Below are 23587 nucleotides of genomic sequence, written 5' to 3'. Positions count from 1 at the left end.
TGATCCCCTTATGGTTGTTTTAGCATATAACCAATACCGCGTACGGTTTGAATATCTTTATGATAATTGAAAGGTTCCAATTTTTTTCTAAGGTGATGGATGAACACTTCGACAATGGCAATCGTCGTATCTGAATCAAACCCCCAAATACGGTCGAAAATTTGCTCACGGGTCAATATTTTCCCATTATTTTGAATTAGGTACTCCAGTAATTCAAACTGTTTCAAGGTCATTTTAATGACCTTTCCATCAACTAAAATATCCTTTTCCTTTTCCAGCAGTTCAATACCACGGTATTTTACATGCTGCGCAAGCGATATAATGCCGCTCCTTCGAAGCAGGGCACGAATCCTGGCCTTAAGTTCCGGTGCCTGGAACGGCTTGACTAAATAATCATCGCCACCCATTTCCAATCCTTTGACACGATCCTCAAGAGCATCTTTTGCCGTCAAAAACAAGACACTTGTATCGATTTTTGCGTCCCTGATTTTCCGTACGATTTCAAATCCATCGATTCCCGGAAGCATTACATCCAAAATGATGATATCGTATATACTTTGCTGAGCCATGAATAGCCCATCTTCCCCATTGTCTGCTGTATCGACTTCATATTCATCAGTCAGAATCTGTCGGATCGATTCTAATAATGAAACATTATCCTCTACCACCAAAACCTTCATTCAGGGTACCTCCCAGCCGCTTCAATTGTGATATATATGTTGATTTTATCCTTTTTCATATGCAAAAGAAAGCGGGCTTTTAATCGCCTGCTTTCTCTCAAATTGTATGTTCATTCGTGACGCAGTGCTTGAATTGGATTTAACCTGGATGCCTTATTGGCAGGAAATACACCAAATATTATCCCGATTAAAATGGAGAATAAGAAGGCAAACAATGTCACCGACCATGAATAACTAATCGTTAAGCTTGAAAAAGCTGAAATCAATTTTGCGATTCCCAAGCCAATTCCAACTCCCAACAGTCCTCCGAAGCAGCTCAAGACCATCGCTTCAATTAAAAACTGAAGAAGGATCGATTTCCGATTTGCCCCAATTGCTTTTCTAATCCCGATTTCCTTCGTCCTCTCCGAGACGGAAACCAGCATGATATTCATGATCCCGATTCCGCCTACCAGTAACGAAATACTCGCAATACCGCCAAGCATGAGTGTGAACGTGTCCGACACGGAGCTCATTGTATCCATCAGATCTTCTTGATTGGACACCGAATAGTTATCACTCTGTTCCGAAAATGATGTGGTCATCGTACCTTGTACCTGGTACATCGCCCTATCTATGATATTCTCGTTCTCCGCTTTTAAATAGACGGTTCCGATTGTCGTGCTGCCTGTAGCCCTTTCGGCAGTGGTGATCGGGGCAATGATTACATCATCCCCGCTCGATCCCATTGAGGTGCCTACCGATTTCAGCACACCGATCACGCGATAGGAAACGCCGCCGATGAGAACGTTCTGGTCCACGGCTTTTTGATTTTCAAAAAGCGTGGTGGCTGTATCTGATCCCAGGACAACGACCTTGGAGCGTAATTCCGTTTCCATATCCGTCAAAAACCGGCCTTGACTGAGCTCCAGATCCCTGACTGATAAGTAGGATGAAGTTGCACCGGTCATTGAAACCTGTGCCGTAGCTTCTCCATTCTTAGCATAAACGCGTCCAGTGACCACAGGCGCCACTTCCGATATCCCGTTCAGCTCTTTAAACTGTTCAATTGTATCATCCGTCAGCTCCACGGAGTCGGTATCCGTGACACTTACCGTTATCAGGTTCGTTCCCAGGCTATTGATCTCATCCTGAACGGACTGTGAGGAACCCTGCCCAATCGAAACAAGGACGATTACGGAGGCAACTCCAATTATGATCCCAAGCATGGTTAAAAATGCTCTGACTTTATTGGTTTTGATACTGCGTATAGCCATCTTCATAGATTCGCTCAGGTTCAATCCAATCACCTCCGTTTTCAAATAGCTGACCATCCTGTATCCGGACGACACGAGTCGCTTCTTTAGCAACTTCCAAGTCATGGGTTATAAGAATGATTGTTTGTCCCTTTCCGTTCAATTCTTTCAGCATCTGCAGCACTTCTTTACTCGTTTTACTATCAAGTGCCCCCGTCGGCTCATCCAACAATAAAACGGGAGGGTTACCGGCAAGTGCCCTTGCAATCGCAACTCTTTGCTGCTGTCCACCCGACAGTTGGGTCGGCAGGTGATTCTTCCGGTCACTCAGGCCGACCATATCAAGGCATGCATTGGCCACTTCCCTTCTTTCCTTCACGCTTGCCCCTCTATAAACCAGGGGAAGTTCGACATTCTCCAACGCTGTCAGTTTTGCCAACAGGTTGAAATTTTGAAAGATAAATCCGATTTTAATATTACGAATGGCAGCCAGCTCATTATCCTTCATCTTTTCCACTTCTTTTCCATCGAGAAGATATTCACCTTTGTCAGGCTTGTCAAGGCAGCCAATCATATTCATGAACGTCGATTTCCCTGATCCGGAAGGACCGATGATCGAAATGAAATCGCCTTTATCGATTGTAAGACAGACATCTTGAAGGGCGTTGACCGTTTCACCGCCTAATTCATAAGATTTAGACATGTTCTTAATTTTTATGATGGGTTTCGCCATTTTACTGACCTCCCTTGCCACTCGGCATTCCGCCACCGCTTGGCATCCCGCCGCTCGGAACTCCGCTGCCGCTCTGCATTCTTATTTCGCCTCCTTGGCCTCCCCTCATTCCTTCGCCGCCACTGCCAGTGGAGCTTTCATTGATGGTGATGGGCAAGGAAACGAACTGTCCCTCTTCAAGACCCGAAGTTATTTCAATATACTTATCGTTGCTGATCCCAGTCTCAACCACTTTTTTTGTACTGGCAGCTCCTTCAGTTGTACCGGATTGTTGTATATTCACATATTTCTCTTCACCTTCAATTTGGACTGCTTCAATCGGAACATATAAAGCATCTTTTACACTATTCGTCAAAATGCTCACCTCAGTCGACATCCCAATTTTTATATCGCCGGGTTTGTCAATTTTGATAGTGACATCGAACGTAGAAACTCCATTCTCATATGTACCTTCCTTTGCTACACTGGTCACTTCACCCGTAAACGTTTCATCTTCAAAAGCACTGGCTTTAATTTCAACTGTTTGTCCTTTTTTAACACTTGGAACATCCAATTCATCAACACTGATCGTGGTTTTCAATTTTTTATAATCCGTAACATGTGCCACCACTTCACTGCTTGATACACGATCTCCTTCTTCTACATCCAATGTTGTCACGGTACCATCGAACGGTGCCGTTATCGGGTCACTTCCATCCGTGAAGGTAATGAGTTCATCGCCTTTCTCAACCAATTCATTCTTCGCTACAAGGACTTCATCCACTTCATCCGTTACCGAGGAAGTGATGTCCTCACTATTGATTGCGGCGACCGATCCGGAACCGCTTATTTGAACTTCAAGATCTCCCTTTTCAACTGTAGCCGTCACCGACTTTGCAATTACAGGCTCAGCATTGTCCTTCATGAAAAACCAAACGCATCCACCAATCGCAAGAACTAAAACCGTGCCTATCATTATCAACTTTTTCATCACTTTTCTCCTTTCAGATTTCCTTCATTGAAACCAGTATCGTGAAAGAAGCTTAACTTTTCCTTAATGGCCATGTGTTTGATATCAATCAGCAAGCAGCTTTTGCTTGTACGTAACCATAAAAAACTATGTCGAACGAAAAATGGTTTATTTTCAGCATTTAAATTTACAATATATTCTGAAAAATATATACTGATACTGTTATCGGAAATTGGTAATGAAAACCAAATCAATGATGATGAAGGGGGAACCAACTTGGCATCAAACGATTCAATCGCTAAGGAAACCGAGGTAAGCGCTTCCACGGACTACACCAAGATCGTCCAATCACAATCTTTTCAAGAACTCTTAAGGAAAAAACGCAATTTCATCGTCCCGCTATCCATCTTTTTCATGGTCTTTTATTTCACCCTACCCATACTAACTTCCTATTCTAAAGTTCTTAACTCATATGCTTTCGGGGCAATCAGCTGGGCCTGGATCTTTGCCTTCGCTCAATTTATCATGACCTGGACATTATGCATCCTCTATTCCAAAAAAGCTGCGACATTTGACCGATTAGTAGAAAAAATCGTTAAAGAAGCGAAAGGATAAAGGTGAATTCACAATGAATATACTTGCTTTTATTTTATTTCTAATCATTGTCGGACTAACATTGGTCATTACCTATTTTGCTTCACGGCGCACCAAAACGACCGCGGACTTTTATACGGCTGACAGCAGCCTTACTGGCTGGCAGAATGGCTGGGCCATTGCGGGAGATTATATGTCCGCCGCCTCATTTTTGGGGATAGCCGGCATGGTCGCACTCTCCGGATTTGATGGTTTTTTCTATAGCATAGGTTTTCTCGTTGCGTATCTGGTCGTTCTTTATATCGTGGCCGAACCGCTCCGTAACCTTGGCAAGTATACATTGGCGGACATGATCGCTGCCCGTTTCAATGAAAAGAAAGTACGCGGGGTTGCTGCCCTTAACACCATTTCCATTTCAACCTTTTATATGATCGCCCAATTAGTCGGTGCAGGTGCACTTATAAAACTCTTACTTGGAATTGATTATCTTTACTCCGTCATCATTGTAGGTATTTTAATGACCGTCTATGTCGTATTTGGCGGTATGACGGCCACCAGTTGGGTCCAAATCGTTAAAGCCGTTTTATTGATGGCAGGTACATTCATCATCTCCATCATCGTGTTGGCGAAATTCGACTTTAGCGTGATCGAGATGTTCAAGCAAATGAAAACAGCCACTCCTTTGGGCGGGGATTTCCTCAACCCAGGTAACAAATTCAAGGATCCTTTGGATACTTTATCCCTTAATTTAGCGCTTGTACTCGGTACAGCTGGACTGCCTCACATTCTCATCCGTTTCTTTACGGTGAAAGACGCCATCACAGCCCGTAAGTCCGTAGTATATGCCACGTGGATCATTGGCATCTTTTATATAATGACCATTTTCCTCGGCTTTGGAGCGGCAGCTTTTGTTGGATACGACAAAATCATAGCCGCGAATGCAGCCGGTAATATGGCTGCTCCGCTGCTTGCCGAAGCTATTGGGGGTGACTTCCTGTTCGCCTTCGTCTCTGCTGTTGCTTTCGCAACCATTTTAGCGGTTGTAGCAGGTCTCGTCCTATCGGCAGCATCTGCTTTTGCCCATGACTTCTATGGCCACATCATCCGGAAAGGCCAAGCCACTGACAAGGAACAAGTCGTTGCAGCTCGTTGGGCATCCATCGGAGTATCCGTCCTTTCCATCATCCTTGCCTTATTTGCCCAAAACATGAATGTCGCCTTCCTTGTTTCACTTGCCTTTGCCGTCGCTGCCAGTGCCAATCTGCCAATTATTGTCTTCACGGTATTCTGGAAACGTTTTAACACTGCCGGGGCTGTCACGGGCATGATAGTTGGACTGGTCAGTTCTTTATTGCTTGTATTCCTAAGTCCCAATGTCTGGTCACCGGTAGAGGGAGCGGCAATATTCGTTGGGGAGCCATTATTCCCGCTTGCCAACCCAGGCATCATCTCCATCCCGATTGGTTTTATCGCAGCCATCGCCGGAACACTTCTGTCAAGCAAGAAAGCTGATGCCAAAAAATACGACGAAATCTTGGTCACTGCTAACACTGGGATGAAAGATCCCATATAAGCTAGATTTATTATTATTTTAAAATATCAAAAAAAGAAAGGAGATCAGGGTGTTCGACCTGCTCTCCTTTCTTTTTATTCAGAACATATTCATCAGGAATATTCCCGCTAGCTTCTCAATCTTAACTTCCTTCTATTGTACTTAGTTACTAACTGGTTCATGACTTCTGCAAAGATCAGCCCCATCGCAATGGCACCAGCCAGCATGAAGACCTTGGCCGCCAGCTGAACGGCGACATAAAAATCATTTCCGACAAAATGCTTCATCGCATCATAGGACAAACCTCCAGGCACTAGGGGGATGATTCCCGATACATTGAAAATCGTAATCGGCGTTTTATACCTTTTAGCAAAATACTGGCTGATGACCGCAACGATAAATGCAGCCGCTAAAGTTGCAATGATGCTGTTTATCTCATTTTCAACCAAAGCAAAGTATAAGATCCACCCCAACATCCCTACGAAACCACATTGAAACAATGAATTTTTTGGTACATTGAAGATGACTCCAAAGGCGGCTGAGGCAATGAAACTGGTAATAAGCTGTGCAATCATCATTCTTCCTCCCCTAAAATCATAAGAAAACAAACGCAGCCGATATTCCTGCCCCAATGGCTAAAGCAGTCAAACCTGCATCCGCACCCTTGGATAGACCCGAAACCAAATGCCCTGCAATTAAATCCCTGGCTGCATTCGTAATTAACAGCCCTGGCACAAGCGGCATCACCGCTCCAATGATTATCGTGTCCAGATGACTTCCAACTCCAATCTGGACAAAGAACATAGCTACTAATCCTACGACTAAAGAGGCGATGAATTCAGCAAAGAAACGAACTTCCAGTAACCAGTGCAAATAAAGCAGGCAAGAGAATCCCATTCCTCCAGCTATACAGGACCAGATGAAATCACTCCACTGTCCTTGGAACATGATTAAAAAGCAGCCGCTCGCTATAAATGCAGCAAAGACCTGTACCCACATGGGATACCCCATCCCGGCCTTTTCGATTTGTTTTAACCGTAAATATGCTTCCTCCGGTGTCATTTCCTTACTGGAAATGCTTCGGGATATACTGTTAACCAGCGTTACCTTATGTAAATCTGTAGATCGTTGGGAAACCCGGATCAATTTTGAAGCTGGATGCATGCCATCCAGCGAAAAAATAATTCCAGTAGGGGTCGAAAAACTGTGTGATTCACCGCACCCAAACGCTGCAGCTATCCTAACCATCGTATCTTCCACCCTTGATGTTTCCGCTCCGTTCTGAAGCATGATTTTTCCAGCAAGTAAACATACATCTATAATTTCATTGTATGGTAAACGATCATCCATTTTATCCACTCCATCACTTCCTGCATGAGTTTCTCTCAATAACAGATAAACGAACACACCAATTTAAATCCACCTCATAATAGCCCAATTCCTGTGAAAAGGATATAAAAATATTACCTATTTAATTTATCAATTCCATTAACCTTCACTACTATCTTTCTTAATACCAGTATTCCCTTTATTTCCTGCCAAAACCGTTTAGTTAAAAGAAAATTCAATTATATTCATAATTAAAAGGAATGCAGGCACTGCATCCCCCTTTTCCTATCCTGTAGGACTATACTCCCTTTTGAATGAAGCAATCCACTGTTTCATTAAACAAATCGCTTTCTTCCATAAATGGACAATGACAACTATCTTCAAAGATTACTAGTTTGGAATTAGGAATGTTTTTATGCAAATGTTCGCCTGCAGCTACAGGAATGACTTTTTCATGCCTTCCAAAACAGAGAAGTGTCGGAATATTGATTTCTGGCAAGAATTCACGATAGTCCACAATCGATTGGTCAAATAGAATGCTACTGGCGATGGATTCCGGCATTTTGGTCACTTCCTTAAGCATCCAGCTTGCATCCTCTGCAGTTAATTCATTGTTGAACATGGAAGCAAGGAAGCTTTGCAAAAACGAGGAACGATTCGTTTGTATTTCAGTCATGAAGGCAATCAACGTATCCATATCAAATGCGCCGATATTGAAATCGGGCCACTTGAAATCAGATGCCAATTCATCCACAATCACGGTTGAATGAATATTTTCCTCACCGAATTGCTTAAGATACTCCCAGACGACAAATGCCCCCATCGACCAGCCTACAAGTATGACATCCCTTAATCCCAGTTCAACTATGAACGCATGAAGATCTTTTGCATAAACGGAGACCGTATTTCCGTAATGTACATGATTTGACTGGCCATGGCTTCTTAAATCAAGTAAGATCGTTCTATATTTTTCTGAAAAGTACGGAAGCTGCCTTTTAAAGAACCGGCTGCTCATCCACACACCATGGATAAAGATAATCGGTTTCCCCTGTCCCTTTTCTTCATAAAATAAGCGAACGCCTTCTTCCACCTCAATAAATGCCATTCTATCCCTCCTTCTTGATATTTTCACCATTCATTCCCCATTATTATTTATTGCATTTCTTCTTTTAACATTCCTTCCTATAAAAATATATTGTCAAACCTGATTTTAGAGTTGATAATGAAGTATATTTTTATTGATATCTTCATCCTGAAAGGACGGAATTTTAATGAAGAGTTTTATCAAAAACTATCGATCCTCTTTAATACTGCTCACTGCCATTATTATCGGCGGGATAGCGGGTGTAGTTTTCGGGGATAAAACCTCGATCATACAGCCTCTAGGGGACTTATTCTTAAATCTGATGTTCACGATCATCGTGCCATTGGTATTTTTCAGCATTGCTTCAGCGATTGCCAATATGAGCGGAATGAAGCGTCTCGGAAAAATCATGGGAAGTATCGTTCTCGTATTCCTGACAACAGCCGCTTTGGCTGCCGTCATTGGATTTATTGGGACAACCATTGTCAATCCGTTGGAAGGCACAGATACGACAGCCATTAAAGAACTGATGGAAAACAGTTCCCCTGAAGAGACCATAGAAGAAGTATCTTTCTTCAGTCAACTGGTCAACACGGTAACCGTTTCCGATTTCCCAGAACTGTTCTCCAGAAGCAATATGCTTCAGCTTATCGTTTTCTCAGTACTAATCGGACTTTCCACTGCACTGGTCGGTGAGAAAGCAAGACCGATTACTGAGTTTTTGACAGCGGGTACAGCTGTCATGATGAAGGTCGTCAAAATTGTGATGTACTATGCTCCAATTGGACTTGGTGCTTATTTTGCGGCGATTATCGGGCAGCTTGGGCCGCAGATTTTAGAAGGCTATGCTCGCACTTTCATTCTTTATCTAGTCTTGGCCTTGATTTATTATTTTGGCTTCTTCACTTTGTATGCCTTTATCGCAGGCGGGAAAGATGGAGTTAAATTGTTTTGGAAAAATGCCCTGACACCATCCATTACAGCCATCGCCACTTGTTCTAGTGCCGCTTCCATTCCAGTCAATCTGGAATCGGTCAAGAAAATGGGCGTGCCAAAGGATATAGCGGAGACTGTCATCCCACTCGGAGCCAACACTCATAAAGATGGTTCGGTATTCGGCGGGGTATTGAAAATCGTTTTCCTATTCAGCTTATTTGGAAAGGATATGACAAGTATTTCAAGCATTTTAAGTATACTTGCTGTTGCCTTTTTGGTTGGAGCTGTTATGGGTGCCATTCCTGGAGGCGGCATGATTGGGGAAATGCTGATTCTTAGTGTTTTCGGCTTCCCTGTGGAAGTCCTGCCTATCATTGCCGTTATATCAACAATCATCGATGCTCCCGCTACACTGCTTAACTCAACGGGAAACACGGTTTGTGCCATGCTTGTCACAAGGCTTGTTGAGGGGAAAAACTGGTTAAAACAAGCTTTCGTTAAAGAAGCCGTATGATTCTTATAACTGACTGGCTCCTGGTTAAACAGGAGCCAGTTTTTTCATTTTCACGACTTTTGACAAGGGGTTCCTTCCCCTTACATAGAATTAAAGATTGAAGGAGGGAATGGAATGTTAATGAAATGCCTACCTGCCGCAATCCTTATCACGGGACTAGCATATATTTTTCTTATACCGGAAGAGCCTTTGATCATCAAAATACTGTTCAAGATACTCCCCATGTTATTGATTTTGCTCTACGCCCGGACAAATGTGAGAAGACGGGATCGTTACCAATCCTTAATCTTTCTTGGTTTATTCTTTTGCATGCTTGGAGATGGTTTGTTGATTTGGTTCGTCATCGGGCTTTCCGCCTTCTTGATCGGCCACCTTTTCTATATTACGGCATTCCTTGGACTATGGAACTTTTCATGGCTCCGATTTGCGACGATTGTTCCAATTAGCATTTACTCCACTTGGATTAGCCGTGAAATTGTACATTCGTTAATCGAAAGAGGTGAACATAACCTCATCATCCCTGTGATCTGTTATGTAACGGTCATCTCCCTCATGGGCTGGGCGGCATTTATGACCGGAAATACGGCCGCAATCATCGGCGGGGTCCTATTCGTGATTTCCGACTCCATTTTATCTTGGAACAAATTTATCGATGATGTTGCCTATTCTGGCCCAATGATCATGCTTACCTACTATGCAGCCCAGTTTTGCATCGCTAACAGCATTCGCATGAAACCTTCCTTTCATTTATCGAAAGGTTCGAAAAGTGAACGGCCTATCCAGTGAATCTGAATGTCCAATCGTTCCACATGAAACATTTATATTACAAAAAAGGCGTTCACAGCCCTGCTTGAACTGTGACGCCCTTACTTAACCTTTAATTTTCTTAATGAAGACTACTTTTAAATAATCCCCTTCCTTATATTCCCTTATCGTTTTAAAATCAGCCGGTAATGAGAATTCTTCCATGATCTCATATTTTCCATTCATTTCCTTAAAAGCAACATCAATGAAGCTCTTGAATTTTTTCATGTCAAACGTACTGCAATTAGTTGAGGCGATAATGATCCCATTGTCTTCCGTAATGGAAATGGTATCCTTCAATAGATTGACATAGTCTTTCCCGGCACTGAAAGTAAACTTCTTCGATTTGGCAAAGCTGGGCGGATCGAGGATGACCATTTCAAATTTCAAAGCCTTCTTCACTGCATATTTAAAATACTTGAAAACATCCATCACCACGATATTGTGAGCTTCGGGATCTATTCCATTCACACTGAACTGCTCGATCGTCTTTGGTAAACTGCGATTCGCCAGGTCGACACTAGTTGTTTTAACAGCACCGCCTAAAGCGGCAAACACGGAGAATGCCCCCGTATAGGAGAACATATTCAACACGGTTTTCCCTTTTGCGTATTCATCCCGGATTTTCCTTCTGACATCGCGTTGATCAAGGAAGACACCGACCATTGCCCCATCATTCAGATAAACAGCAAAATGGACTCCATTCTCCTTTACAAGAAGCGGAAATGCCGGCTGTTCGCCCATGACAAAATCGTCTTCATCCACGTACTGCCCCTTTGTATCAAAGCGTTTCTTCTGATAAATCGATTTGACCTCGACCGTTTCCTGCAATGCCTTAATGATGTAGTCCTTAAAGGAATATATCCCTTTGCTATACCAGCTAATGACATAGTGACCATCATAATGATCAATGATTAAACCGCCAATTCCATCACCTTCCCCATTAAACAAGCGGAAAGCTGTAGTCTCCCCATCTTCAAAAAAAGACTTTCGGAATTCATATGCTGCCTGGATTTTGCAGTTGAAGAAGGATTGATCGATCTTTTCATTTTCTCTTCGGGTCAATACCCAGCCATAGCCCTTATTCTGTTTACCATAATAACCTTTTGCCAGAAAGCGGTTGTTTTCATCCACCAAACGCACCAAGGACCCCTCTTCCTGAAGGTCATTAAGGTTGGCTATCGACTCTTTAACAATCAAGGGAAAACCCTTGGCGATTTTACTCACGAACTTAGCTTTCACTTTTATATCAATTTCTTTTCCCATCTATATCATCCTATCTATGCAATTGCTTTCCTCCCCATTTTACCCTAATCCCTTTATAAATAAAAACCAGCCCGGTTCCTTAACCAGGCTGGTTTCCAAGAAAACTATGATTATGAAACTTCCAAATGAAGATCGCCTGGCTTAACTTTACCCATCATCTTCAATACCCGATGCAAGGCAAGTGTGATTACAGCTGGCAATACCATACCAACTGCCACATAAACCAAGAACGTGTACAGCCCCTGACCAGTTATGATGGCAATCGGGGCAATCATTGAACTTAACCCCATGCCTCCAAGCTCATACGGCACTTGAAAATCGAATGCCAGGGTAGCGATAGGCGCACAGATGATTGCCGCCACAAAAGGAGGAATTACATATAATGGCTTTTTGATCAAGTTAGGAAATTGGACTTTTGGTGTAACGACCATCTGTGCCAGGAACCCGCCCATATCATTATCTTTATAAGACATGACAGTGAACCCGACAAACTGAACGGTACATCCGATTAGAGCTGCAGCACTGGAAACGGGATCTAATTGCAGGGCAATCGCCAGTGCAGCGGAAGACGCCGGTGTCATCAATAAAATGCTCCATACCAAGGCTATGACCATGGAACCGATTAAGGGAGAACCCTCGACCGCAGCGGTGGTTTGACTGCTTATCCATGTTAGGAGCGGAGTGGTGACAAGAGCCAGGCCATATCCAGAAACTCCACCGACCAGAACAGCGCCCATTGGGATGGCCATGATATCCAACTTCGTTTTGCCGATTAGGCGCTTACCTATATATGTTGCAATCACTGCCGCCAAGACAGCACTTAGTGGCTGACCCGTTACAATCGTGAAGGCACCCTCAGCAGTTCTGTGAATGGCAGCACCTCCTACAGCACTTGAAGCCATGGCACTAAAGATAATTAATGAATTTCCTCCGAGCTGATATGCGATACCTGCTCCTAAAGCTGGCGCTAGCAAGACCTTGGCAGCCCCGCCTATTGCCATGAAGACCTCCCAGCCTAAATAGCCCCCTATGGATTCAAACAATAACCCGATCCCTAATGTAACCAAGACTGCGTTGGCTATCCCTGTTGATGCCTTGTACATTCGATCGCTGATGTATTCTTTCCTGCTCACTTTATCTCCACTCCTTATTAATTATCTGAATATTCAATTTAGGAAAATCGAAAAAAAAATAAAGGTCTTCATTAAAAAAGCCTATCAAGTATATCGTACCGCTGCCTAAATGTCTGCTAATGTCTGTTCGTATAATAACATGAATTTTCTGATAATGTAAGTGGTATTTTTATTCTAAAAAAATAAAAGCGCTTTCAAAAATAAAGATTTAACACATTACTATTCAATAAAAACTAATAATTTATTATCTCAAAATAATTTATCCCCATTTTAAGATGTCTATATGGAGATATTTCGGTACATTTGCGACAAAAAAAAGAACCCGATTAAGGATTCTCCCATTAGCTGGATTTATGACTTTTCTAATAGATACCCATCCTATTTTTGAAAACCTTCCAATTTAGCAAAAGTGTCCTTCAAATATTGGTAAAACAATTTCTCCGTGGGCATCAGTTCCCTATCAGTTGGAACGATGACACCTACAGCCCTGGTAACAGAAGGTTCCTCCAGCGGCAATTTAACCGTAAAACGCGGCAAGCTATCGACTAAGGAAATCTCAGGTATCAAGGTTATACCCAGACCTGCTGCCACCAGGCCTTTTATGGCATCAGTATCTTTTCCTTCAAATGCCACTTCCGGTTCAAAGCCATGCAGTTTGCAAGCTTTCATAACGAGATCCCTTAATACATAACCCTTTGGAGATAGGATGAACGGGTTTCCTTGAAGCTCATTCAAGTGTAGTGATTTCTTCAAGGCCAAAGGATGACTTTCTGGTAAAAGGGCAACTAACTTCTCAATGAATAGCGTTTCACCTTTAATTTTCTTTTCATTCATCGGCAGAGGACCGATCAAGGCCATGTTAATGTTACCTTTAATTACCGAATCTATCAGGTATCGATATGAACCTTGTTTCAATGTGAATTTTGCCTGCGGATAACTTTCCCTGAAGTCGGAAATGACCCTTGGCAATACATAAGAAGCTAAACTGCTGGGAAAGCCAATCCGGATTGTCCCCTTTTCTGGGTGCAGGCTTTCAGCCATCTCACGTTTGGCACGATCGATTATATCCATAGCTTGCTCCATATTCGCTAAAAAGGTATGTCCGATAGGCGTCAATCTAATCTTTCGGCCATCCCTGATAAATAGTGGCACGCCTAATTCTTCTTCTAAATTGTAGATTTGACGACTGACAGCTGACTGGGCAACATGCAAGTTCACTGCTGCTTCCGTCATATGTTCACGCTTTGCCACTTCAATGAAATATTCGATTTGCCTTAATTCCACTCTAAGCTCCCTCTTCCATATCAAAACAGCATGCTACTTATCTAATATTCAGATTGTTTGTTTTATTTTTAAATTATATCATGAAAGTATCATATAAAAACCGATATCTTATTCAATTAGTATTTTAAAACTACTATATTACCTTAAGGGAGAGAGAACAATGACCACTTCACAAGAAGTCGAGCATGAGGAATTACAAGTTGCCAAAGAGTTTGTAAGTCAAGTATACGCACAGGTAAAGGAGCGTAATCCTCACGAAAATGAGTTCCATCAAGCCGTAAAGGAGATATTCCTTTCACTGATCCCTGTTTTTGCAAAACATCCTGAATATATGAAAAGCGGGATATTGGAGAGGCTGGTTGAACCCGAAAGAATGATCACCTTCCGTGTTTCTTGGGTTGATGACCTGGGCAATGTTCAAGTAAACCGTGGTTTTCGTGTGCAATTCAACAGTGCAATCGGACCATTCAAAGGCGGTCTCCGATTCCATCCCACTGTCAATTCCAGCATCATAAAGTTTCTTGGTTTCGAGCAAATCTTTAAAAACTCTCTTACTGGCCAGCCGATCGGCGGGGGAAAAGGCGGGTCGGACTTCGATCCAAAAGGAAAATCGGACGCAGAAATCATGCGTTTTTGCCAAAGCTTCATGTCGGAACTATCTCGCTATATCGGCCCTGATACAGACGTACCAGCTGGTGACATCGGAGTCGGTGCAAGAGAGATTGGATACCTGTTCGGTCAATATAAAAAGATGCAAGGCAGCTACCATGCCGGTGTTCTAACTGGTAAAGGTATAAGTTACGGAGGAAGCTTGGCCCGTACAGAAGCGACTGGATATGGAACGGTTTACTTCGTCGAGGAGATGCTCAAAGACAAAGGGTTACAATTCCATGGCAGCACTGCCGTTATTTCCGGATCTGGCAATGTATCCATTTATGCCATTGAAAAAGCTACACAGCTAGGCGCAAAAGTGGTTGCATGCAGCGATTCAAATGGCTACATATATGATGAAAATGGTCTTAACCTGGATACAGTTAAACGGTTAAAAGAAGTGAAACGAAAACGCTTGAGCGAATATGTCGATGCGCACCCGGAAGCTGTATATCATGAAGGGAGCTACGGTATTTGGTCTGTACCATGCGACATCGCACTGCCTTGTGCCACACAAAATGAAATCGATGAAGAAGCAGCAAAACTACTGGTCAAAAATAATGTGAAGGCAGTCGGTGAGGGTGCTAATATGCCTTCAACCCTTGAGGCCATTGAAGTATTCCTTAATAACGGCATCCTTTTTGGACCAGCAAAAGCGGCCAATGCTGGCGGTGTAGCCGTGTCTGCACTCGAAATGGCCCAAAACAGCGCCAGGATGCCTTGGACTTTCGAAGAAGTCGATGCCAAGCTGCATGAAATCATGAAAAACATCTATAAAAACAGTGTAGAGGCTGCAGAAGCATATGGTGAGCCTGGCAACTTAGTTGTTGGGGCCAATATTGCCGGATTCCTTAAAGTGGCGGATGCGATGCTGACTCAAGGTATACTCTAGCAATCAGTTGATTTAGGAGGCGGTCCGACATGGGCCGCCTTACTTTTGTAAAAGAAGGATCTCACTTTCTTATACTCTCTCATTCATATCAATTCAAGCTGAATATCCACAATCAGATAACATCAATGGAATTAAAAAAGGAGTGCCGGAAAAGTTCCGGCACCCTCATTGTTTGTTTGACAATCATTCTTTGGTGACCAATTTCAATGGAACGGATATTGTGTCATCCACTTTGTCGCCTTTTAAGATTTTTTCAGCCGCATTAACCGCTTCTTCACCGATAAGTGCCGGCTGTTGGGCGATTGTAGCTTTTAGTTCACCGTTTTCAACTGCTTTCAATGCATCATCATTTCCGTCAAAACCAACCACGATGATGTCTTTTCCAGCTGCCTTGATTGCTTCAATGGCTCCTAGTGCCATTTCATCATTATGGGCGAATACCGCTTGGATGTCTTTATTGCCTTGCAGGATATTTTCCATGACGTTAAGCCCTTTTGTCCGGTCGAATTCCGCCGTTTGGCTTGTCTGGACATCTAACTGCTTGTCCGCAATATTGTGGAAACCTTTCCCGCGTTCACGAGTTGCAGATGCACCGGATACCCCTTCAAGTTCCACTACTTTCGCTTTTTCGCCAAGCTCCTTAACTAGATATTCTGCAGCCATTTCCCCGCCAGCCACATTGTCGGAAGCGATGAACGTTTCAATATCCCCTTCGTCTGAAGAGCGGTCAATCGTGATAACGGGAATGCCCGCTTCATTAGCTGATTGAACGGCTGAAGATATTGCCGCAGAGTCAGTAGGATTCACAAGAAGGACATCAACCTTTTGAAGGATTAGATCTTCAATTCCGCTGATTTGTTTTGCCGTATCATCTTGGGCGTCAACAACTGTGACTTTCATGCCCTTTTCTTTTGCTTCTTTTTCAATACCATCTTTTAAGGAAACGAAGAATGGATTGTTTAAAGTAGAGATGCTGACTCCGACTTTCACGTCTTTCATGGAGTCTTTCTTTTCCTTTTTATCATCTGTTAGACCAGAATCCATTGAACAGGCAGCCAAGACCATTAAAGAAAGAACCATGATGATCGATACTAATTTTTTCATTGATACACCTCTTCTTATGATTTTTTACGGTCAAGTAAGACCGCGATTAATATAACTGCACCTTTCACCACTTGCTGGTAAAAAGAGGATACACCAAGTAAATTCATGCCGTTATTCAAGGTACCGATGATCAGGACACCGACCAGCGTTCCGAACAACCGCCCTTTACCGCCTGAAAGGCTCGTTCCGCCCAGCACCACGGCTGCGATGGCATCCATTTCATAGGATTGGCCTGCCGTCGGCTGTGCCGAATTCAGACGGGATGTCAAAATGGCACCGGCAATGGCCGCCATCGTACCGGCCAGACCATAGATGGCCACCTTGACTCGGTCAACTTTAATCCCCGAAATACGGGAAGCCCTTTCATTTCCTCCAATGGCATAAGTTTTACGGCCAAAGGATGTTTTATGAAGCAGGAACCACAGGATTAAGAAAGCGATGACCATCACAACGGCCGGTACTGGCACTCCAAGGAAGTAACCTCTCCCAAGCATCTGGAACATAACGGAATCGCCAATTCCGGTAATCGGCTTTCCATCCGTATACACAAGCGTTAATCCCCGGAAAATCGTCATGGTGGCCAGTGTCACGATGAAAGGGGCCATTTTTCCCTTTGAAACGAGTATCCCATTGATTACACCCATTATTGCACCTAGTAGAATGCCTACTAATATTGCTAAAATCGGATCTAATCCCGAGACCATCATACCAGCCATAAGTGCGCTGGATAGAGCTAAAATGGAACCGACGGACAAGTCGATGCCACCTGTCAATATGATAAAGGTCATTCCAAATGCAATAAGTGCATTGATGGAGGTTTGACGCAATAAATTCAATATATTATTCGGTTCCATGAATGATGGATTTAAAACGGTTATTACGATAAATAAAAGTACCAGGGCGAGTAAAGGACCGAATTTCTGCCAAATCCCGCTTTTCCCTGTAGCCTCAAGTTTCATCCTAGTTCCCTCCTGTCGCCAATGCCATAATTTTTTCTTGCGTCGCTTCCTGCTTTAACAATTCCCCAGCAATCTCACCTTCGTGAACGACAAGGATTCTATCACTCATTCCAATGACTTCCGGAAGCTCTGACGAAACCATGATGATGGCGATGCCTCGCTCCGTCAATTCATTCATCAACTCGTAAATTTCACGTTTTGCGCCAACATCTATGCCTCTGGTCGGTTCATCCATAATTAAAACTTTAGGGGAAGTCCCGATCCATTTGGCTATTACCACCTTCTGTTGATTTCCTCCGGATAGATTGCCGATTACCGTTTCAGCAGAAGATGTCTTTACATGAAGCCGCTTAATCATCATTTCGGCAAAGTTCATCTCATCTTCCGTTTTTACGATTCCGTTAGGAGCAAAACTTTTGAGATTCGGCAAGCCGATATTCTCCCTTACGGAAAAGTCCAGGATCAATCCCTCTTCTTTACGATTTTCCGTAATGAAAGCCAGGCCGTGTCGAACTGCATCCGTTGGTTTTCGTATGGAAACCTCCTTGCCTTCAATGGCGATTTCACCCCTGTCTATTTGGTCGACACCAAAAAGGGCACGCATTATTTCTGTTCTTCCTGCTCCCATCAATCCGGCGACACCGACAATCTCACCTTGGCGAACCGCGAAATGGATATCTTCAAAAAGCCCCTTTTTAGTTAAACCTTTTACATCAAGGACTATGTCGCCAAGGTTCGCTTCACGATGAGGAAAACGATCCTCCAGCTCCCGCCCTACCATTTTTTGAACGACTTCATCGAAATTTGTATCTGCAATTCTTTTCGTATCGACGGTTTTTCCGTCACGCATTACGGTGATCCTGTCACAAATGGCGAATATTTCTTCCATCCGATGAGAAATATAAACAAGCGATACACCCTTTTTGGTAAGACCCTTCATCACTTCAAAGAGCTTTTCTATTTCCCTATCAGTTAAAGCTGCTGTGGGCTCGTCCATGATGATGACTTCAGCATCCGTCATGAGCGCCTTGGCAATTTCAATCATTTGCTGTTCCCCGACAGAACAAAATCCGGCATCCTTATCAAAAGGAAGGGAAATATTAAGTGTTTTAAAAATCTCGTTTGCACGCGCTTTCATTTGTTTCGTCTTCAGGACACCGAAGGCATTCACCATTTCCCTGCCGATAAATAGATTCTCCAGCACGGTCATTTCTGGCCAAATATTCAATTCCTGACGGATGAAGGCCATTCCCGCCTCTTCCGCTTCCTTTGAATCCTTGAATGAGGTTTCTTTACCGTTAATCTCGATCGTTCCTTGATCTTGTTTATGCAGCCCGGTCAAAATGTTCATCAAGGTTGATTTCCCCGCACCATTTTCTCCCATTAGCGCATGTACTTCCCCAGCCTCTAAAGAAAAATGAACACCTTCCAATACCTTGTTTTGACCAAATGCTTTATAAATATTGTGCATTTCGATTTGCATGCTCATCATCTCATTTCTTTAAAAGAATACTCCAGACTGCAATATGCAATTTGAATATGGCGTCGTCTCCCCGGTCCGGATTATTGCTTTCGCGTTGCTTGTCAGCCTTTTAAAATCCTCATGGGAAACATATTCAATCGCTGCTCCGAATTGCTGCTCCATATATTGATGCTGTTCCGGGTTTTTAACCTTCACTTCTGTGGCAGCGATAACTTTTTCAACAACCATATCTTCGTGAATTGCCCGGACGACATCTTGAAATGATGGTGTTCCAGGCGTCAATGCTAAGTCTATCTTACAAACTCCAGGTGGCACCGGCAGCCCGGCATCACCTACGACAATATAATCGGTATGACCAAGGTCAACCAGGACCTTGGCTATTGAACTATTGATGATTCCTTGACGTTTCATGCTTCAAAGCCCCTCTCGACCTCTATCCTTTGCGGCATGCCGCCTTGGGCTCCTAACTTCGTCACGGAAATGGATGCTGCCCGATTCGCGAATACCAAACATTCGTCAAAACTTTTTCCTTCTGCAACAGCCACGGCAAAGGCAGCATTGAATGTATCCCCTGCGCCTGTCGTATCCACCGCTTCCACTTCAAAGCTTGGAACAACCTTTTCTTCATGTCCGTCAAAATAACGGACGCCATTTTTTCCTTCGGTAATGAATAATTTATTGGGATGCTCAGTCAAGATTTCCGTTCTATCTCTCCCATTGAATAGTATTTCGAATTCATGTTCATTTGGAGTAAGGAATGATGCATGTTGAATGACAGCCTCACTTAGCTTGCGGGCGGGAGCTGGGTTCAAAAGTAATCTCTTTTGAAGCGTGCTGCACAACTCAGCCAGATATTCCACCGTTTCCTCAGGTATTTCCTGCTGAACCAACACGATATCCGATTCCTCTATTACCTTTTTCGCCTTTTGTACATATTCAGGAGTAATGAAATCATTCGCACCCTTTACGACAATAATGCTGTTATCACCTTCCGAAAGGGTAATGTGTGCTGTCCCTGAAGCGGAACCTGTAACCGGTTCCACATACTTCGTGTTTACATGATTTTTTTTCAGGTTATCTAAGATGATCTCTCCATACACATCATCTCCTACACATCCAACCATCGACACTTCTGCACCAAGACGTGCCGCTGCAACAGCCTGGTTGGCTCCCTTTCCTCCAGGAACCGTGATAAATGACTCCCCTAAAACCGTTTCACCAGCCATTGGCCGCTTGGCTGATGTCACAACTAAGTCCATTGAGGAACTTCCCACTACAGCAATTCTAATCATGTCTTCTCCGCCTTCCTTCTCGTTGTTTGTCTCTCCACAAAAGAAACAGGGAGCTTTTCATGTGTTACTTCCAATTTTTCTTGATTGATCCTTTTAATTAGCATTTCCGCGGCTTGTGCCCCCATCTCATAGGCTGGCTGCCTAATTGTAGATAACGGCGGGTGCAATAACGCTGTGAAGGCGATATCATCATAGCCGATCAATTGTATGTCTTCCGGTATCCGTATTCCCCGCTTTAAAATCTCTTGAAGTGCGGCGGCTGCAACAATATCATTGCAAGCTATGATTCCATCCGTTTCCGGATATTGCTCGAACAGCTGCTTCACGCAAGTTTGGCCGCCTTGAAGAGTTAAGGATGAATCCATGACTTGCACGTTAACTTTTGCTTGTTTCAATTCTTCGTATGCTGCCATGTACCGTTCATAAACAGGCTTTATTTCGACTGGCCCCCTAATGAGGACGATATTCGTACTGCCTCTATCCAGCAATACGCGTGCTGCCAGCTTACCGCCTGTCTTTTGATCAGAATAAACAGCTGGTAATTTCTCTGCTGTACGGTCGAGAAGGACAACTGGAATATCCAGATTATCAAAATTTTCATTGGCTTCTTCACTAGTTGAAGCAATCATGCCCACTACATTATTTTGCAGGAATGTGTCGATATATTCTATTTCTTTATCTCTCTTTTCATCACTATTTCCAAAAATTAACCGATAACCAAATTGCTGAAGATAATCCTCCACACCTCTAGCCATTTCTGGGAAGAAAGGATTCGTAATGTCCGGCAAAATCAAACCAACCAATTTGGATTTACGTTTGTAGAGGGATCTTGCCACTTCATTCGGTTTATAATTTAATTTCTCAACAGCTGCCATGACCACCTTTTTTGTGTCCTCATGTGCATAACCACTGCCATTCATAACTCTGGAAACCGTTGCCACAGAAACCCCAGCTTCCTTTGCCACTTCCCGAATAGTTGCCAATATATCACCCTCAATAATTTTGTGTAACCGTTTACACATAGCTTATCACCAATTTAAATGCACGGCAAGCCCTCTTCCAAAGATATTTTTTTGGGAATTTGACACAAACTCGAAGTTCTACCTAACCGTTAAAGCTAAGTTGATTGGAGTGGAAGGTACGCGGGAAAAGCGAGTCTAGGGAAGACCAACAGGCGCAAGCCGAGGAGGCTCCCTGACCGCCCGCGGAAAGCGAGTGCCTGGAGCGGAAATCAACGGTCAAATTGATAAACCCCATAAGAAAACTGGCTCAAAAGTCTGAGCCAGTTTAACTTTATAGCGTTTTTGCAGGTAACTTTTCATAAAGGGCATTATTCACATGCCCAAACTCAGATGCATGCGGACGGTCTTCACCATCGCTATACCCATATTGAAGCATCCGATTTCTATTCAGGCAGAGTTTTGTTAATTTTGGCGCAAAGAAATTGAATGTATCGAAACGATCCTGTAACATAGGGAATTTTTTCTGATGTGTCAGGATTGTTAGGGCGACGCCTTCCCAGAAAGCATTCTCATCCAAAAGGGACCTCTTCATCAGAAGTGTTGACAAGTATCGGAAATGACAGATGAATAGTCCCGTGAAAATGAATTGAACAAGCCCCTCGGGAGTCTCACTTCTTAGTACTTTCCTTAAATCATCAGGAAGGCTGCTTAATTCAGGAAGCGGCTGATCACTGACGTTTACATCATCTACAAAATCCTTGATGGCCAAACGGTGAGGCTTGTAATCCTTCAAAACTAATATGGTATTTTGACCATGCGGTGAGAAGACCAATCCATATTGATAGATAAAATGTAGTAATGGTGATAGGATGACGTCGAATAATTGAGCTGTCCAGGCTTCTGCAGTCAATCCCGATTTTTCAATAAGGCTTTCTACATATGGTTTACCTTTGCTGTCCACATGTAAAAGGGATGCAAGCGTAATGGGCTTTTCGCCTTCCTCCATATAACTGTAAATACTTTCTCTCCAAATCCCCCCCAGCATCTCTAAATATTGATACGGTACATTCTCTAGCTTGGAATAATACGGGTGATCAACATTTAAACTGGCCACTTCACCTGGAAGCACTACTTTGCATTGTTCTTTCAAGAATGAGTCATTTTCATAAATGTTCTTTATATACGCTGTGATTTTTGGGGCAATGACTGTGCGTTCAGCTGGCAATCCACGGTAGACTAGCGTATTTAAAATGCTCATTGGCAGCTTGACATGGTTTTTATCCTTGTTCGATACATTAACAAATGTCCGGATGGATTGTTGCGGCAAATACTTATCGGGACCATTTCCCAAAGCTACGATCAGCCCTTTAGCCAGGTCATCGGTAAAGTTTTGGATGATTACATTCTTCCACTGCCATTCATGAACAGGGAGGTAGTAATAGTTTTCTGCGTTCAGCCCTTTTTCCGTCAATATCTTTGCAAACGATTTTTGGGTTTCCCCATCCAGTTCATTCTCCATCAATTGCTTATAAGATAACGTTTCGACTGAATTGAATTCACCCCTCGTTTTATGGACGGCAATCCAAGATAACTGAACTTCCTTCTGGTTTTCTGGAGCGAACTGCAAATAATCATCATAACCGAAACCGATTCTTCCCTTGTTATAAGCAATCCAAGGGTGACCGCTCATTTCTCCTTCAAGTAATGCATAATCCAGTTCGACTAAATCATCCGCATCCTGTTCAGGTTTGGAAAGCAGTTGGAGATCCGCAAGCAGCGTATGATGGAATTCTTTGATTAAATGTCCTGTTGTTTCTGCAGTCATCCCAATTAACGGCTGGATGTCCAAAATGAATTGAATGGCATCCTTGGCCTGTGTAAAGCCTTCCGTTTCACATACCTGGATCGACTCAGCCTGTACTTCGTAGCTGTCAAAAAGACGGGGCCTCGCCAAAAACCGATAAGATTTCCCCTTATTTATCTTTAACTCATATAAGTTTCCTGCTGTATTTTCGTTCAGGACAGCTGGATGGATCATATCTTCATACATATACTCAGAAATCATCTTGGCCAGCAGGTTTTGGTTTACTATCGACCAATTTTTTTCTGAAACTGCCTGTTCCACTTCATTTATGAACTGCATATAAATTC

22 protein-coding genes are annotated in these 23587 nt (G+C 43.2%); 5 read left to right on the top strand and 17 right to left on the bottom strand.

The window, feature by feature from the left end; all coding sequences use genetic code 11:
* Positions 1 to 8: 8 nt before the first annotated feature.
* The 4 genes from LQ188_RS03380 to LQ188_RS03365 form a co-directional block, all read right to left on the bottom strand.
* Entirely contained in the window at positions 9 to 680 is a 672-nt protein-coding gene (locus LQ188_RS03380; protein ID WP_101223933.1) for a response regulator transcription factor, read from the bottom strand.
* Positions 681 to 790: 110 nt separating this feature from the next.
* Positions 791 to 1981 carry an ABC transporter permease gene (locus LQ188_RS03375; RefSeq protein WP_363320545.1) on the bottom strand — a complete coding sequence of 397 codons (1191 nt, stop codon included), beginning with the start codon at positions 1979 to 1981 and terminating at the stop codon, positions 791 to 793.
* On the bottom strand, positions 1908 to 2648 hold the full coding sequence (locus LQ188_RS03370; RefSeq protein ID WP_290370090.1) for an ABC transporter ATP-binding protein: 741 nt from the start codon (positions 2646 to 2648) through the stop codon (positions 1908 to 1910). The genes LQ188_RS03375 and LQ188_RS03370 overlap by 74 nt, the downstream gene beginning before the upstream one ends.
* 1 nt (position 2649) lies before the next feature.
* Positions 2650 to 3618, bottom strand: coding sequence for an efflux RND transporter periplasmic adaptor subunit (locus LQ188_RS03365; RefSeq protein ID WP_101223935.1), 969 nt, complete (start codon positions 3616 to 3618; stop codon positions 2650 to 2652).
* Positions 3619 to 3873: 255 nt separating this feature from the next.
* Between LQ188_RS03365 and LQ188_RS03360 the strand changes: the two genes are divergently transcribed.
* Positions 3874 to 4212: a DUF485 domain-containing protein gene (locus tag LQ188_RS03360; RefSeq protein ID WP_230176052.1), complete on the top strand. Its 339-nt coding sequence runs from the start codon at positions 3874 to 3876 to the stop codon at positions 4210 to 4212.
* A gap of 13 nt (positions 4213 to 4225) precedes the next feature.
* Entirely contained in the window at positions 4226 to 5764 is a 1539-nt protein-coding gene (locus tag LQ188_RS03355; protein WP_101223936.1) for a cation acetate symporter, read from the top strand.
* A gap of 107 nt (positions 5765 to 5871) precedes the next feature.
* Here the strand turns inward: LQ188_RS03355 and LQ188_RS03350 are convergent, their stop codons facing one another.
* The 3 genes from LQ188_RS03350 to LQ188_RS03340 all read right to left on the bottom strand — a co-directional run bounded on the left by LQ188_RS03350 (position 5872) and on the right by LQ188_RS03340 (position 8177).
* Positions 5872 to 6321, bottom strand: coding sequence for a threonine/serine exporter family protein (locus LQ188_RS03350; protein ID WP_170973997.1), 450 nt, complete (start codon positions 6319 to 6321; stop codon positions 5872 to 5874).
* A gap of 16 nt (positions 6322 to 6337) precedes the next feature.
* Positions 6338 to 7093 carry a threonine/serine exporter family protein gene (locus LQ188_RS03345; RefSeq protein ID WP_230176051.1) on the bottom strand — a complete coding sequence of 252 codons (756 nt, stop codon included), beginning with the start codon at positions 7091 to 7093 and terminating at the stop codon, positions 6338 to 6340.
* A gap of 277 nt (positions 7094 to 7370) precedes the next feature.
* Entirely contained in the window at positions 7371 to 8177 is an 807-nt protein-coding gene (locus LQ188_RS03340) for an alpha/beta hydrolase (protein ID WP_230176050.1), read from the bottom strand.
* A gap of 166 nt (positions 8178 to 8343) precedes the next feature.
* Here LQ188_RS03340 and LQ188_RS03335 point away from each other — a divergent pair, with 166 nt between their 5' ends.
* Positions 8344 to 9606, top strand: coding sequence for a dicarboxylate/amino acid:cation symporter (locus LQ188_RS03335; RefSeq protein ID WP_230176049.1), 1263 nt, complete (start codon positions 8344 to 8346; stop codon positions 9604 to 9606).
* 114 nt (positions 9607 to 9720) lie between these two features.
* A complete protein-coding gene (locus LQ188_RS03330; RefSeq protein WP_230176048.1) occupies positions 9721 to 10392 on the top strand; it encodes a lysoplasmalogenase in 672 nt (223 codons plus the stop codon).
* 84 nt (positions 10393 to 10476) lie between these two features.
* Here the strand turns inward: LQ188_RS03330 and LQ188_RS03325 are convergent, their stop codons facing one another.
* From LQ188_RS03325 to LQ188_RS03315, 3 genes are all read right to left on the bottom strand, one after another.
* Complete coding sequence (locus LQ188_RS03325) at positions 10477 to 11676, bottom strand: class I SAM-dependent rRNA methyltransferase (protein ID WP_230176047.1); 1200 nt, start codon at positions 11674 to 11676, stop codon at positions 10477 to 10479.
* A gap of 110 nt (positions 11677 to 11786) precedes the next feature.
* Entirely contained in the window at positions 11787 to 12779 is a 993-nt protein-coding gene (locus LQ188_RS03320) for a PTS sugar transporter subunit IIC (RefSeq protein ID WP_101224027.1), read from the bottom strand.
* A 408-nt stretch (positions 12780 to 13187) separates the two neighbouring features.
* The gene (locus tag LQ188_RS03315) at positions 13188 to 14093 is read right to left on the bottom strand and encodes a LysR family transcriptional regulator (RefSeq protein WP_101223942.1); all 906 of its coding nucleotides are present in this window, start codon (positions 14091 to 14093) and stop codon (positions 13188 to 13190) included.
* A gap of 160 nt (positions 14094 to 14253) precedes the next feature.
* Here LQ188_RS03315 and gdhA point away from each other — a divergent pair, with 160 nt between their 5' ends.
* On the top strand, positions 14254 to 15636 hold the full coding sequence (gdhA, locus tag LQ188_RS03310; protein ID WP_230176046.1) for an NADP-specific glutamate dehydrogenase: 1383 nt from the start codon (positions 14254 to 14256) through the stop codon (positions 15634 to 15636).
* Between the two features lie 183 nt (positions 15637 to 15819).
* Here gdhA and rbsB read toward each other — a convergent pair whose 3' ends face one another.
* The 7 genes from rbsB to LQ188_RS03275 form a co-directional block, all read right to left on the bottom strand.
* On the bottom strand, positions 15820 to 16740 hold the full coding sequence (gene rbsB / locus LQ188_RS03305) for a ribose ABC transporter substrate-binding protein RbsB (RefSeq protein WP_230176045.1): 921 nt from the start codon (positions 16738 to 16740) through the stop codon (positions 15820 to 15822).
* A 14-nt stretch (positions 16741 to 16754) separates the two neighbouring features.
* Positions 16755 to 17699, bottom strand: a complete 945-nt coding sequence (gene rbsC, locus LQ188_RS03300) for a ribose ABC transporter permease (RefSeq protein ID WP_101223945.1) — start codon at positions 17697 to 17699, stop codon at positions 16755 to 16757.
* Position 17700: 1 nt separating this feature from the next.
* A complete protein-coding gene (locus tag LQ188_RS03295; protein ID WP_230176044.1) occupies positions 17701 to 19182 on the bottom strand; it encodes a sugar ABC transporter ATP-binding protein in 1482 nt (493 codons plus the stop codon).
* An 18-nt stretch (positions 19183 to 19200) separates the two neighbouring features.
* Positions 19201 to 19593 (bottom strand): D-ribose pyranase, encoded by a 393-nt coding sequence (gene rbsD, locus LQ188_RS03290; RefSeq protein ID WP_063234273.1) that lies wholly within the window; start codon positions 19591 to 19593, stop codon positions 19201 to 19203.
* Complete coding sequence (gene rbsK, locus LQ188_RS03285) at positions 19590 to 20474, bottom strand: ribokinase (protein ID WP_230176043.1); 885 nt, start codon at positions 20472 to 20474, stop codon at positions 19590 to 19592. Before rbsK ends, rbsD begins: the two co-directional genes overlap by 4 nt.
* Positions 20471 to 21457 carry a LacI family DNA-binding transcriptional regulator gene (locus tag LQ188_RS03280; RefSeq protein WP_230176042.1) on the bottom strand — a complete coding sequence of 329 codons (987 nt, stop codon included), beginning with the start codon at positions 21455 to 21457 and terminating at the stop codon, positions 20471 to 20473. Before LQ188_RS03280 ends, rbsK begins: the two co-directional genes overlap by 4 nt.
* 310 nt (positions 21458 to 21767) lie before the next feature.
* Positions 21768 to 23579 carry an IucA/IucC family siderophore biosynthesis protein gene (locus LQ188_RS03275; RefSeq protein ID WP_230176041.1) on the bottom strand — a complete coding sequence of 604 codons (1812 nt, stop codon included), beginning with the start codon at positions 23577 to 23579 and terminating at the stop codon, positions 21768 to 21770.
* Positions 23580 to 23587 lie beyond the last annotated feature (8 nt).

Source organism: Peribacillus sp. Bi134, from assembly GCF_918698065.1.
GTDB lineage: Bacteria > Bacillota > Bacilli > Bacillales > DSM-1321 > Peribacillus.
This window is presented reverse-complemented; position numbering and strand designations above follow the sequence as displayed.

Bases quoted from the DNA above. Each gene is read 5' to 3' on its own strand.
- LQ188_RS03380 (WP_101223933.1), bottom strand. From the start codon at position 680: ATGAAGGTTTTGGTGGTAGAGGATAATGTTTCATTATTAGAATCGATC.
- LQ188_RS03370 (WP_290370090.1), bottom strand. From the start codon at position 2,648: ATGGCGAAACCCATCATAAAAATTAAGAACATGTCTAAATCTTATGAA.
- LQ188_RS03365 (WP_101223935.1), bottom strand. From the start codon at position 3,618: ATGAAAAAGTTGATAATGATAGGCACGGTTTTAGTTCTTGCGATTGGT.
- LQ188_RS03355 (WP_101223936.1), top strand. From the start codon at position 4,226: ATGAATATACTTGCTTTTATTTTATTTCTAATCATTGTCGGACTAACA.
- LQ188_RS03350 (WP_170973997.1), bottom strand. From the start codon at position 6,321: ATGATGATTGCACAGCTTATTACCAGTTTCATTGCCTCAGCCGCCTTT.
- LQ188_RS03345 (WP_230176051.1), bottom strand. From the start codon at position 7,093: ATGGATGATCGTTTACCATACAATGAAATTATAGATGTATGTTTACTT.
- LQ188_RS03340 (WP_230176050.1), bottom strand. From the start codon at position 8,177: ATGGCATTTATTGAGGTGGAAGAAGGCGTTCGCTTATTTTATGAAGAA.
- LQ188_RS03335 (WP_230176049.1), top strand. From the start codon at position 8,344: ATGAAGAGTTTTATCAAAAACTATCGATCCTCTTTAATACTGCTCACT.
- LQ188_RS03330 (WP_230176048.1), top strand. From the start codon at position 9,721: ATGTTAATGAAATGCCTACCTGCCGCAATCCTTATCACGGGACTAGCA.
- LQ188_RS03325 (WP_230176047.1), bottom strand. From the start codon at position 11,676: ATGGGAAAAGAAATTGATATAAAAGTGAAAGCTAAGTTCGTGAGTAAA.
- LQ188_RS03320 (WP_101224027.1), bottom strand. From the start codon at position 12,779: ATGTACAAGGCATCAACAGGGATAGCCAACGCAGTCTTGGTTACATTA.
- gdhA (WP_230176046.1), top strand. From the start codon at position 14,254: ATGACCACTTCACAAGAAGTCGAGCATGAGGAATTACAAGTTGCCAAA.
- rbsB (WP_230176045.1), bottom strand. From the start codon at position 16,740: ATGAAAAAATTAGTATCGATCATCATGGTTCTTTCTTTAATGGTCTTG.
- rbsC (WP_101223945.1), bottom strand. From the start codon at position 17,699: ATGAAACTTGAGGCTACAGGGAAAAGCGGGATTTGGCAGAAATTCGGT.
- LQ188_RS03295 (WP_230176044.1), bottom strand. From the start codon at position 19,182: ATGCAAATCGAAATGCACAATATTTATAAAGCATTTGGTCAAAACAAG.
- rbsD (WP_063234273.1), bottom strand. From the start codon at position 19,593: ATGAAACGTCAAGGAATCATCAATAGTTCAATAGCCAAGGTCCTGGTT.
- rbsK (WP_230176043.1), bottom strand. From the start codon at position 20,474: ATGATTAGAATTGCTGTAGTGGGAAGTTCCTCAATGGACTTAGTTGTG.
- LQ188_RS03275 (WP_230176041.1), bottom strand. From the start codon at position 23,579: ATGCAGTTCATAAATGAAGTGGAACAGGCAGTTTCAGAAAAAAATTGG.